Below are 12,114 nucleotides of genomic sequence, written 5' to 3'. Positions count from 1 at the left end.
CCTACAATAAAATTATTGAGAATTAGCACTTTACAGGAAAATAAATATATAAAAAAATCTATACTAAAGCGAGTCAGGAATTAACGGCTGTAGTTTGGTGCTTCGCGGGTTATCTGTACATCGTGCGGGTGGCTTTCGCGCAGACCGGCAGCAGAAATTTTCACCATTTTAGCTTCCTGCAGTTTTTCGATCGAATCCGTTCCGCAGTAACCCATGCCAGCGCGTAAACCACCAACCATCTGGTAAATTACTTCAGCAACCATGCCTTTATACGGCACGCGGCCTACAATGCCTTCCGGCACCAGCTTTTTAATATCGTCTTCGGCATCCTGGAAATAACGGTCTTTCGAGCCAACTTCCATCGCCTCGATAGAACCCATGCCACGGTAGCCTTTAAATTTCCGGCCTTCGTAAATAATAATTTCGCCGGGAGCTTCTTCGGTACCAGCCAGTAACGAACCGATCATTACAGCATTTGCACCGCCAGCCAAAGCTTTCACAATATCGCCGGAAAACTTAATACCGCCGTCAGCAATTACCGGAACGCCCGTGCCTTTCAAACCTCTGGCCGCTTCCATTACGGCAGAAAGTTGCGGAACACCAATACCGGCAATAATACGCGTGGTACAGATACTTCCCGGACCAACGCCTACTTTCACAGCATCGGCTCCGGCATCGGCCAGCGCTTTGGCGCCATCGGCGGTAGCTACGTTACCGGCAATTACATCCAGTTTCGGGAATTTATTTTTGATCTCTCTTACCGCATCCAGAACGCCTTTTGAGTGTCCGTGAGCCGTGTCGATGGAAATTACGTCTACGCCGGCTTCCGATAAAGCGGTAACGCGCTCGAACATGTCGCCGGTTACGCCTACGGCCGCACCAACGCGCAGACGGCCAAATTCATCTTTGCAGCTATTCGGGTGGCTTTTCTTTTTCAGAATGTCTTTGTAAGTAATTAAACCGATCAGCGTGCCTTTATCGTCTACAACCGGCAGCTTTTCAATTTTATATTGCTGCAGAATTTCCTCGGCTTCTTCCATGCTGATGCCTTTCGGCGCCGTGATCAGGTTTTCTTTGGTCATGATCTCGGAAATAGCCCGGCCTGGTTTTTTCTCGAAACGCAGGTCGCGGTTTGTAATAATGCCGGTAAGTTTTTTGTCGGAATTGATAACCGGAATACCGCCGATCTTATTTTCTTTCATCAGGCGCAGCGCGTCGCTCACAAGAGCATCGTCATTCAGCGTAACCGGGTCCAGGATCATACCGCTTTCAGAACGCTTTACTTTGCGCACCTGCTCGGCCTGGGCTTTAATGGTCATGTTTTTGTGAATGATACCGATACCGCCTTCCTGGGCCATTGCGATGGCCATTTCGGCTTCGGAAACGGTGTCCATGGCGGCAGAAAGCAGAGGAACATTCAGGCGAATGTTGCGGGTAAGCTGCGTGGTGATGTTGGTATTTTTCGGGAGAACCTCGGAGTAGGCCGGCAACAATAAAACGTCGTCGTAAGTGAGGGCTTCGAAGAGAACTTTGGACTGATCTGCCATGGCAAATAAAAATTAAGGGTTTCTATTTGCCATGCAAAGTTACGAGATTATTTTATCCGCCGGCTTTTTTTGCAAAAGTTTTTATATAATATTTTAGCACAGGCTGACTTTTAGTGATTAGTGGATAGTGATTAGTGATTAGTAAGAAGCATTTTTAATCAGAAACTTCGAAAAACGGTAGGGTAAGTAGCAAAAAAAGTAAAAAACCGAAAATGGCAGCATTTTCAATCTGAAAATTGGATCAACCCTTCGAATTAACTTTTAATCACTATCCACTAATCACTAATCACTATCCACTAATAAACCGCCATTTCCGAATCTACCTGCAAAGCCCATTGGTGAATACCGCCTTTAAGATTCAGCAGGTTTTCGTAACCAAAGCGCTGGCTAAGATACTGAATGGCTTGCGCGCTCCGGAAACCGTGGTGGCAAATGATAACTGCTTCGGAGTTTTTAGCCACTTCGGCATAGCGTTTTGGAATTTCACTTAAAGGAATTAACACACTGCCGGTAATTTTACAGATTTCAAATTCTTCGGGCTGACGCACATCTATTAACTGGATATTTTCGCCGTTCTGGAGTTTCTCTTGCAGGTCGGCAGGCGTTATTTCGCGGAGCATTTTCTAAAGTTTTTGGTAAAGGTAAAACGTTTCCTTTTTACACAGCGGCAAATTTTCACGAAGGTTTTCCGGATTTGTAAAAATGCTTTAAAAGAAATGCTGTTTCTTTGCTTTACTTTTTAGGCACAAAAGCCTACCGTTTTATGCCGGAATTAGAACTGAATTATTTTGAAATTATTGGGGTGATCTCCGGGTTGCTGGGCGTTTGGCTGGCCGTGCGGCAGAACGTCTGGACCTGGCCCGTTGGCCTGATCAGCGTATTAGCGTACACCGTTTTTTTCTACCAGATAAAGCTTTACGCCGACATGGGTCTGCAGATCTTTTATGCGGGTTCGGCCATTTATGGCTGGTACGAATGGCTGCGCGGCGGAAAAAATCACACTGAACTTCCGGTTTCCAAACTTTCTTCCAAAGCCAGAATTCTGGTTGTTTTAGGCGGAGCCATTGGAACCGTTGCACTGGGTGCTTACTTCCAGAATTTCACCGATGCGCATTACCCTGTTTTAGATTCGGGTTTGGCTGCTTACAGTTTAATGGGGCAGTTTTTACTCACGCGAAAAAAGATCGAGAACTGGATCCTTTGGTTTGTGGTAGATGTAGTTTACGTGTGGTTATATTTTCAGAAAGAAGCGTATTTAACGGCCAGCTTGTATTTCGTTTTCCTGGGCATGGCTATACAAGGATTTCTGCGTTGGCGCCGCGAACTTAAGTCTCAAACCGCATGAAACGCATTGCCATTACCGGCCCGGAAAGCACCGGAAAATCTACTTTGGCGCAGCAATTAGCCGGTCATTTCAATGCTTTATGGGTACCGGAATTTGCCCGCGATTACGTTACGAATTTAAACCAGCCTTACACGCTGACAGATCTCGAAAACATTGCCCGCGGCCAACTGGCTTTACAGCAAAAAACCGAAGCGCAAACGTCCCAAATTCTCTTTGCCGACACCGAATTACTGGTACTCAAGATCTGGAGCGAAAATGCATTTGGCACTTGTCCGGAGTGGATTTTAAAAGAATTACAAAATCAGCAATTCGATCTATATTTATTAATGGATATTGACCTGCCCTGGGAACCCGATCCGCTACGCGAACACCCGCACCTGCGCCAGTATTTTTTCGATCTTTACAAAGCAGAACTGGAACGCTTGAATTTTCCATTCCAGGTCATTTCCGGCACAAATGAAGAGCGTTTTCAGGCGGCTTTAAAAGTGATTGAATCGACTTCTCCTACATCAGAATCAGGATTTGCATGATGAAAGTATTTTCAGGACCATTATCTGAATTTGGATTTATATGATTAGAGGATTTAAGGATTGATTGTTTGTAGAGCAATCCTTGTGGGCGGCCTTTTGTAAGAATACGATTTTCAGGATTTATTTGATGGGCAGGATTTGTTTCTGATTAAACTCTATCCTTTAAAGCAAGCTGCAGAGCAGATCAACCACCCCTAACCCCTCCTGTCCAGGCGGGGAGCTTTTGCTTCCTACCCTTATTTTTAATTTCTACATTATTCTTACTTTCTACTTCTTAGTTTACTTTCCTATTTCACTATATCGCAAGCGCAGCGTTCCCTGAAAATCACGTTTGCTAGAAAACCAAACTAAAAAAAAGCAGACTACGCAGGAAACTGATCCCAGTTTCTGCGTGCGCGGCCTCCGCACTTTCCGGTTTCGTCAGAAAAGCCGCATGCGGCTAGGAAAGGGTGAGACGCGAACGCAGAAACGAAGCCACCCGGCTTGAGGGAGAAAATTGCCGATAAAAGTTAAAAGCCAGCTGTTTAGCAGAAAAGGTGTTTCAAAAACGCTAGCACTTTTAGTAGAAAAACTGCTGCCCGCCGACAAGGTCCTTCAGAGCTACGCTCGCAATCTTCGCGCTCCCGCGCTCAATTGTGCTCAGGATGAAAGAAATGGTATGCTTTACAGCCTGAAAATTCAATAGCTAACATTCCTACCAACCAGAAGACATCTCTCCTATCGTCGAGATGACAGATAAAATGCTATGCTTTCCTCTCTTAAAACTCCCTATAAAAACAAATTCCCCTCAAAAACATTATAACTTTAAAGATAAAACCGTATCTTAAAACCCACAACCAAACCCTTCCAAACTATGACGCATACGCTCCGAAATTCCGAGTTTGAAGTGAAAATAAAAGCCAAAGGTGCTGAAGTTTGCAGTTTCCGGCGGCTTTCCGACAATACCGAATACATCTGGCAGGGTGATACGAAGATCTGGCCGCGACATGCGCCGGTGCTTTTTCCGATCGTGGGACGTTTGCCGGAGCATAAATACTTTCTGAACGGGAAATCATACCATTTACCGCAGCACGGTTTTGCGCGCGACATGATCTTTACGCCCGTAGAAGCCAACGACAATACCCTGACCATGGAATTACACTGGTCGGATATTACCATGACGCATTACCCCTTCCATTTCCGGTTGCTGGTTTCGTATGCTTTAGATGATAATACCTTGCAGGTAGATTACCGCGTTATGAACCTCGACGAGCAGGAAATGCCTTTTTCTATTGGCGCGCACCCGGGTTTTAACTGCCCTCTGAAACCGGAAAACAAATTCGAAGATTATTACCTCGAGTTCGACGAAGACCAGAATTTGGATCGCCATTTACTGAACGATGGCCTGCTGATCGGCGAAACGGAAACGGTACTGAAAAATGACAAAAAACTGGCCCTGACCCGCGAACTTTTCAAGCAGGATGCAATTGTGCTGAAGGAAAATAAAGCCCAGACCATGCGCCTGAAATCTGACGCCGACGACCGGCAGGTTGAAATAAAATTCCGTGGTTTTCCTTATTTAGGAATCTGGTCGCCACCCAAACCAGAAGCCAATCTGCTTTGCCTGGAACCGTGGCATGGCATAGCCAGCAACACCGGTGAGCCAACCGAAATTACCGAAAAAGAAGGCATTATACTATTGCCGTCCGGCCATAAATTCGAGTGCAGTTACCAGATAACAGTTTCCTGAAAAAGCAGCTGCAGATTAAGGAATTGTTAATATTACAAAAACTGTAGGTTTAACCGCCCCGGAACCGGAACTTTGTAATTGAAAGACAGGGTTAGTTCTAAGAATCAACTTATTAAGCCCTGAAAATCTAACACTTATGAGCCAACAAACTACTAAGTACAAAGTTCTTCTGGTGGACGATGATCCGGATATTATCGAGCTGCTACAGTACAATTTAACCAAGGAAGGGTACGAAGTGGCCAGCGCCGAAAACGGCAAAAAAGCCATCGACGTTGCGCTCACTTTCAGCCCCGATATTATCCTGATGGACGTAATGATGCCCGTTATGGATGGGATTGCCGCCTGCCGGTACCTGCGCGAGCTGAAACGTTTCAAAGACACCTACATTTTATTCCTGACGGCGCGTTCGGAAGAATTTTCGGAAGTAGCTGCTTTTGATGCCGGCGCCGACGATTTTATTACCAAACCCATAAAGCCCCGGGCACTCATCAGCCGACTGGCTGCCTACGTACGCCGCGATAACCAGCAAAACCCCGAGCAAACGCCCGAAATTGAAATTGGCGGTTTACGCATAGACCGTACCAGTTTTGCCGTTTACAAAGGCGATCAGAAAATTTCGCTGCCGAAAAAAGAATTCGAATTACTCGCCTTTTTAGCTGCTACGCCCAACAAAGTTTTCAGCCGCGAAGAACTCCTGAACAGCGTTTGGGGCAACGATGTTTTCGTAATTGCCCGCACCGTAGATGTACACATTAGAAAAGTGCGCGAAAAAATAGGCGAAGAAAATATCAAAACCATTAAAGGTGTAGGTTATAAGTTTAATAACGATTGAGGTTTAAATGGTTAAATTGCTGAATAGTTAATTGGTTGAATTTACACAACCACTAAGATTACTATTCTGAAAGAAAACCCTTGGTTATATAGCACTGCATTTACAAGCTTTCCCAAATGCTTCGGGTTGTTCCACTTTCAGAATGACACGCGGAAAAATTTAACAATTCAGCCATTAAACAATTAACCATTTAAAAACCGGTATCTTTACCGCCTGAAAAACTGCCCATTCATTTTACCATTTCCGGGGCTGCACCAAGCAAATTATGAGTTCGCGTAGTATTGCCATTCTTATTTCTTTCCTGGTTGCGGCTATTGTAGCGGGTTTCCTTTTTCTGGCGCCTTATTTAGAATTCCGGAGCCGCATTTTTACGTTGGGCCTTTCGTTTGGCGCCTGCTTTATTCTGGTCTATTTTTCGTACGAAGCGCTCATTTTTCGGGAGATCAACAACATTTATGCCGGCCTGGAAAATATCAAACGCAAAGAATTCCGGCGCATGAGCCATAAATTCCTGTTTCGCCCGGAGCCTTTAAAACGGATAAAAGAGGAAATTTACCACATGGCCGAGCAGAAGCAAAAGGAAATTGACGAGCTGAAACGCCTGCAGGCTTTGCGCCGCGAATTCCTGGCCGATGTTTCGCACGAACTCAAAACCCCCATTTTTGCGGCGCAGGGTTTTATTCACACCTTATTAGATGGCGCCGTAGACGACGAAACCGTGCGCGACAAATTCCTGCTGAAAGCTGCCAAAAGTTTAGACGGCCTGGATACGCTGGTTCAGGATCTGATCACGATCTCGCAGCTTGAAAAAGGCGTGATCAAAATGGAAAAAAGGCCTTTCGATATTATAGAACTGGCCGGCGATGTATTGGAACAACTGGAACAAAAAGCCGCGCTCCGCAAGATGAAGCTACATTTTTATTACGATATAGATAACAGCTTGTTCGTTTACGCCGATCCGAATCGCATCCGCCAGGTAATTATTAACCTGCTGGATAACGCTATAAAATACGGTCGCGAAAACGGTAATATTTGGCTCACGCTCAAAGACGGGAAAAAGAAAATGACCGTAACCGTGCGCGACGATGGCGCCGGCATTGCCAAAGAACACCACAACCGCATTTTCGAACGTTTCTACCGCATAGATAAAAGCCGCAGCCGCGAAGTAACCGGCAGCAGCACCGGCCTCGGGCTCGCCATTTGCAAGCATATTGTAGAAGCGCACCGCTCCATTCTGGCTGTTTCCAGCGAAATTGGTAAAGGCACTACGCTTAAATTCAAATTACTGAAAGCTAGCAAGTGATTTGGTTGATGATTGGTGGTTTGATAATCACAAAGATTGCGGTCCATCGCATCAAGCTTATGGCAATGAAATTTCTAATTTTGTACTCCTTTGACTTTTTTGGCTGAAAAGCATACCGTTTTTTTGTCATCCTGAGCACAATTGAGCGCGGGAGCGCGAAGATTGCGAGCGTAGCTCTGAAGGATCTCGTCGGCGGACAGCAGTTTTTCAACTAGAAGTGCTAGCGTTTTTGAAACACCTTTTCTGCTAAACAGCTGACTTCTAACTTTCATCGGCAATTTATTCCCTCAAGCCGGGAGGCTTCGTTTTTGTGTTCGCGGCTGCAACCTTACCTGCCCTAGCGGGCTGCCTGCGGCACCGGGATCCCTACGGGACAGGGCTTGGAGGCCGCTCTCACAGAAACTGGTATCATTCACCTTCGTAGCTGGCTTCTTTTAGTTTAGCTTTCTAGCAAACGTGGTTTTCGAAGGACGCTGCGCTGGCGATATGCGTGAAATTGAAAAGAAAACGGTTCAAAATTCATTGCCGTAAGCTTTAGCTGACGGTTTTAATGCTCCCCTCCTTTTCAAGTCGCAGATCCCGGAGGATTTCGGGAGAGGGGCAGGGGTGGTTATTAACGTATACCACCTAAATCCTCTCCTGAATCAGGGGAGGATTTAGGTGGGGTAAATTCCGTACCTTTGCAAATGCCGTTTCCCCAATTACCTCGTAAACGGTAGGCAAAATCACCGAAAAAGTCTTAAATGAAATATCCCGTTTTTACCGACCTGATCATTTTCGAGAACGAAGATTATATTGTAGTAAACAAACCGCCTTTCCTGGCTACTTTAGAAGACCGCGCGTTAAACGCTACCAACCTGCTGAAACTGGCCAAACAATATCACCCCGATGCGCAGGCTTGTCACCGGTTGGATAAAGAAACCTCCGGCGCGCTGGCAATTGCCAAAAATCCGGAAGCCTACCGCCATCTTTCTATGCAATTCGAGAACCGCGAAGTAGACAAACTTTACCATGCGGTTGTTTGGGGCGTCCATAAATTCGAAAATGTTGAAGTGGACCGTGCCATTCAGCCGGGTTTGAAAGGAAAAGCGAAACTGGCATTTAAAGGTAAACCGGCGCAAACCATTTTCAATACCTTAGAAACGTATTCGCGTCATTCCTTAATCGCCTGCAAACCCATAACCGGCCGCATGCACCAGATCCGTCTGCACTTAATGTACCTGAAAGCGCCGATTGTGAACGATGAATTATATGGTGGTGAAGTGCTTTATTTATCCAGCCTGAAACGCAAATTCAACTTAAAGCAGGAAACCGAAGAACAACCGCTTATCAAACGTTTCGCGCTGCACTCTACGCAACTCGGCTTTACTTTAATGAACGGCGAAAAAGTAACCGTAGAAGCGCCTTACCCGAAAGATTTCCAGGTGCTGGTGAAATCGTTGCGGCAGAATTCTTAAAACGGTAGGGTTTTGAGGGGAAAAAGTAAAGGAACAACCATGAGAAACTTAACAATATTCTTATTCCTGATTTTGGCAGGTTGTTCATCACAACAATTAATTCAAAATAAAACAGGGAAAGGCTACGAATATGAAATCTGTGTTCCTTATTCAGGAATAGAGAGTAAAATCAGGAACAACCTGACCAAAGAATCTATTAATTCAGATCACACTTTAATTAAAGGTAAAATTCAGGATTTTTCCATGCATCCTGTTTCATTTGCAGTAGTAGAAATTAAGAACTTAAATAGTGCTGGAAAAACTTCCACATTCTCAGATTCCACCGGAAGCTATCAACATTATTTACCTACAGGAAATTATAAGATTCGATTTTTATGCCCTGGATATTCTGAGATGATAATTGATAGCATTTATTTAAAATCTGGTCAAATTCAAGAAATTGACGTCGCACTAGGTGAAGCTTCAGGATTTCGCACTATTGGCATCACTTCGGAAAAGCCATTATCAAAAAGAAAATTATCCAAAATGGCAAAAGAATATCAGGAAGAAAGAAGGAATGAAAAATAGTTCTTCACAAAGATTCTTCTGCCCAAAACATTTTAATTCTCAGCAATTTGCAAATTCAGGAAATACCCTTAACTTTGCACCTCCATTTTAGAATCCCTAAAGTGGAAATTATTCATTTATAACCATTTAACCATAACTAATGGATCATTTAAGTTATAAGACGCTATCAGTTAATAAAGCGACCGCTAATAAAGGTTGGGTAGTGATAGACGCCGGAGACGCAACTTTAGGCCGCGTAGCGAGCCAGATCGCCAACGTTCTGCGTGGCAAACACAAAGCTTCTTTCACCCCAAATGCAGACTGCGGCGATAACGTAATCGTTATCAACTCTCAGAACCTGCGTGTAACGGGTAAGAAACTGAACAACAAAGTTTATGTAACGCACTCTGGTTACCCAGGTGGTCAGAAACATACTACCGTTCGTGAATTAATGGCTAAATCGCCTAACCTGGTAATCGAAAGAGCCGTGAGAGGTATGTTGCCACGTACCCGTCTGGGCCGCGAGCAGTTCCGCAACCTGTTCGTTTACGAAGGTGATCAGCATCCGCACGAAGCACAACAACCAAAAACTTTAAAAATCAATTTATAATTAACCATTAATGGAAATTCTCAACACATCTGGTAGAAGAAAAACCTCGGTGGCGCGTGTTTACATGACGTCTGGGCAAGGGAATATCACTATTAACGATAGAGATATAAAAGTATACTTTCCAAACGAAGTACTACAAACCATCGTGGAGCAGCCATTCGCTACATTAGAAGCAAAAGGCAAATACGATGTAAAAGTTAACGTGAAAGGCGGCGGTATTTCCGGCCAGGCAGAAGCGATCCGTTTAGCGATCACCAAAGCCCTGATCGAAGAAAATGCCGAAGTTCGTCCGGCCCTGAAGAAGGAAGGTTTCATTACGCGTGACCCACGTATGGTTGAGCGTAAGAAATTCGGTAGAAGAAAAGCGAGAAGATCGTTCCAGTTCAGCAAGCGTTAATCTTAAAGAGTACTTAGAAAAATGGCAACTACAAATTATAAGCAATTGCTTGATGCCGGTGTGCACTTTGGCCACCTTACCCGTAAATGGGATCCGAAAATGGCACCGTACATTTTCATGGAGAAAAACGGCATCCACATTATAGATTTAAATAAAACAGTTGTGGCTTTAGACGAAGCTGCTGCTGCAATCCGTCAGATCGCAAAATCTGGCCGCAAGATCATGTTCGTTGCTACTAAAAAGCAGGCACAGGAAATTGTAGGCGAGGAAGCGAAAAGACTGAAAATGCCTTACGTTACTGACCGTTGGTTAGGTGGTATGCTTACCAACTTCGCAACTGTTCGTAAATCGTTAAAGAAAATGTCTACCATCGACAAGATGATGAAAGACCCTTTAATGGTTTCTAACATCGCGAAACGTGAGCGTTTAATGCTTACCCGTGAGCGTGAGAAACTAGGCCGCGTTTTAGGTGGTATTGCTGATCTTTCCCGTCTGCCAGCTGCGTTATTCGTAGTAGACGTGAAGCGTGAGCACATTGCTATCAAAGAAGCCCAGAAATTAGGTTTACCGGTATTTGCAGTTTGTGATACTAACTCTAACCCTGAACTGGTTGACTTCCCGATTCCGGCAAACGACGATGCTTCCAAATCAATTGCCCTGATCGTAGGTGTAATTGGTAAAGCTATTGAAGAAGGCCTGTCGGAGCGCAAAGTAGACAAAGAAGATGCAGACCGCAAACAAGCTGACGAAGCTGGTATTGCTGAAAAAATTGCTGCTGAGTAATTCTTTGCACATCTGAAAGAACCCCAAAAGGGAACAGCGGCTGCCCTGCAACCCTGTTCCCTTTTTTTGAATTTATCCGGAAAACTAAAACGCTAGGCTTCCGGCCCCAAAAACATAATTTCTAATTTTTAATTATTAATTAAAGAAAGACATGGCTATTACAGCACAAGACGTTAACAAACTAAGACAAGTAACCGGCGCCGGTATGATGGACTGCAAAAAAGCCCTGACCGAAGCCAACGGCGATATGGAAGCTGCAATTGACATCCTGCGTAAGCAAGGTCAGAAAATTGCCAGCAAACGTGCCGACAATGCTACATCTGAAGGCATCGTGTTAACCCAGGTAAACGCTGACGGTACTACTGGTAAAGTTGTAGCTTTAGCTTGCGAAACTGAACCGGTTTCTAAAGTTGAAGATTTCAAGAACCTGGCGAAAGCTGTTTTAGATGCTGCTGTTTCTTCTAACGCTGCTTCTAAAGAAGAATTATTAGCCACTCCACAAGCTGACGGCCGTTCGCTGCAGGATCACATCACCGACCTGATGGGTAAAATTGGTGAGAAGATTGATGTAGTTTCTTACGAAACAGTAAACGCTGACCAGGTTGTTGCTTACAACCACTCTAACGGTAAATTAGGCGTATTAGTAGGCCTGAAAAACGTAAACGGCACCGACGTACAGGAAGTTGGTAAAGACGTAGCGATGCAGATTGCTGCTATGAAGCCAATTGCTGTTGACAAAGACGGTGTTGATGCTGCTACTATTGCCCGTGAGATCGAGATCGGTAAAGAGCAGGCTCGTGCTGAAGGCAAACCAGAAGCAATGCTGGAAAAAATCGCGGAAGGCAAACTGAACAAATTCTACAAAGATTCTACTTTACTGAACCAGGAGTTTGTAAAAGACCCGTCTATGACCATCGCTAAGTTATTAGACAGCAAGTCTAAAGGCTTAACTGTTTCGGAATTCAAACGCATCCAGATCGGTTAATTTTCCGATTAAAAACGGTATCGTTTTAACCTAAAAAAGTCTGCTTCAGC

The 12,114-nt window shown here is 44.6% G+C and carries 13 protein-coding genes; 11 read left to right on the top strand and 2 right to left on the bottom strand.

The genetic code is table 11. The features are described 5' to 3' along the window. Nucleotides 1–80: 80 nt before the first annotated feature. Both guaB and ACFPIB_RS00665 read right to left on the bottom strand, forming a co-directional pair. Entirely contained in the window at nt 81–1,547 is a 1,467-nt protein-coding gene (gene guaB / locus ACFPIB_RS00670) for an IMP dehydrogenase (RefSeq protein ID WP_378015484.1), read from the bottom strand. 296 nt (nt 1,548–1,843) lie between these two features. Next, entirely contained in the window at nt 1,844–2,167 is a 324-nt protein-coding gene (locus tag ACFPIB_RS00665; protein WP_378015483.1) for a rhodanese-like domain-containing protein, read from the bottom strand. A gap of 143 nt (nt 2,168–2,310) precedes the next feature. Between ACFPIB_RS00665 and pnuC the strand changes: the two genes are divergently transcribed. From pnuC to tsf, 11 genes are all read left to right on the top strand, one after another. Next, the gene (gene pnuC / locus ACFPIB_RS00660) at nt 2,311–2,892 is read left to right on the top strand and encodes a nicotinamide riboside transporter PnuC (protein WP_378015482.1); all 582 of its coding nucleotides are present in this window, start codon (nt 2,311–2,313) and stop codon (nt 2,890–2,892) included. After that, entirely contained in the window at nt 2,889–3,422 is a 534-nt protein-coding gene (locus ACFPIB_RS00655) for an AAA family ATPase (RefSeq protein ID WP_378015481.1), read from the top strand. Before pnuC ends, ACFPIB_RS00655 begins: the two co-directional genes overlap by 4 nt. An 853-nt stretch (nt 3,423–4,275) precedes the next feature. Then, a complete protein-coding gene (locus tag ACFPIB_RS00650) occupies nt 4,276–5,151 on the top strand; it encodes an aldose 1-epimerase family protein (RefSeq protein WP_378015480.1) in 876 nt (291 codons plus the stop codon). A 136-nt stretch (nt 5,152–5,287) separates the two neighbouring features. Continuing rightward, nucleotides 5,288–5,983 (top strand): response regulator transcription factor, encoded by a 696-nt coding sequence (locus ACFPIB_RS00645; protein WP_378015479.1) that lies wholly within the window; start codon nt 5,288–5,290, stop codon nt 5,981–5,983. 265 nt (nt 5,984–6,248) lie between these two features. Further along, entirely contained in the window at nt 6,249–7,286 is a 1,038-nt protein-coding gene (locus ACFPIB_RS00640; RefSeq protein ID WP_378015478.1) for a sensor histidine kinase, read from the top strand. A gap of 743 nt (nt 7,287–8,029) precedes the next feature. Next, nucleotides 8,030–8,743: an RluA family pseudouridine synthase gene (locus tag ACFPIB_RS00635; protein WP_378015477.1), complete on the top strand. Its 714-nt coding sequence runs from the start codon at nt 8,030–8,032 to the stop codon at nt 8,741–8,743. 39 nt (nt 8,744–8,782) lie between these two features. Next, a complete protein-coding gene (locus tag ACFPIB_RS00630) occupies nt 8,783–9,310 on the top strand; it encodes a carboxypeptidase-like regulatory domain-containing protein (protein WP_378015476.1) in 528 nt (175 codons plus the stop codon). 139 nt (nt 9,311–9,449) lie between these two features. Further along, entirely contained in the window at nt 9,450–9,899 is a 450-nt protein-coding gene (rplM, locus tag ACFPIB_RS00625; RefSeq protein WP_378015475.1) for a 50S ribosomal protein L13, read from the top strand. A gap of 10 nt (nt 9,900–9,909) precedes the next feature. Further along, nucleotides 9,910–10,296 carry a 30S ribosomal protein S9 gene (gene rpsI, locus ACFPIB_RS00620; protein ID WP_378015474.1) on the top strand — a complete coding sequence of 129 codons (387 nt, stop codon included), beginning with the start codon at nt 9,910–9,912 and terminating at the stop codon, nt 10,294–10,296. A 21-nt stretch (nt 10,297–10,317) separates the two neighbouring features. Next, a complete protein-coding gene (gene rpsB, locus ACFPIB_RS00615; protein WP_378015473.1) occupies nt 10,318–11,079 on the top strand; it encodes a 30S ribosomal protein S2 in 762 nt (253 codons plus the stop codon). A gap of 151 nt (nt 11,080–11,230) precedes the next feature. Beyond that, nucleotides 11,231–12,064 carry a translation elongation factor Ts gene (gene tsf, locus ACFPIB_RS00610; protein ID WP_378015472.1) on the top strand — a complete coding sequence of 278 codons (834 nt, stop codon included), beginning with the start codon at nt 11,231–11,233 and terminating at the stop codon, nt 12,062–12,064. Nucleotides 12,065–12,114 lie beyond the last annotated feature (50 nt).

The organism is Adhaeribacter terreus, assembly GCF_042657365.1.
Taxonomy (GTDB): domain Bacteria; phylum Bacteroidota; class Bacteroidia; order Cytophagales; family Hymenobacteraceae; genus Adhaeribacter_A; species Adhaeribacter_A terreus.
Note: the sequence above shows the minus strand (reverse complement) of the source record. Positions and strands in the feature narration are given on the sequence as shown.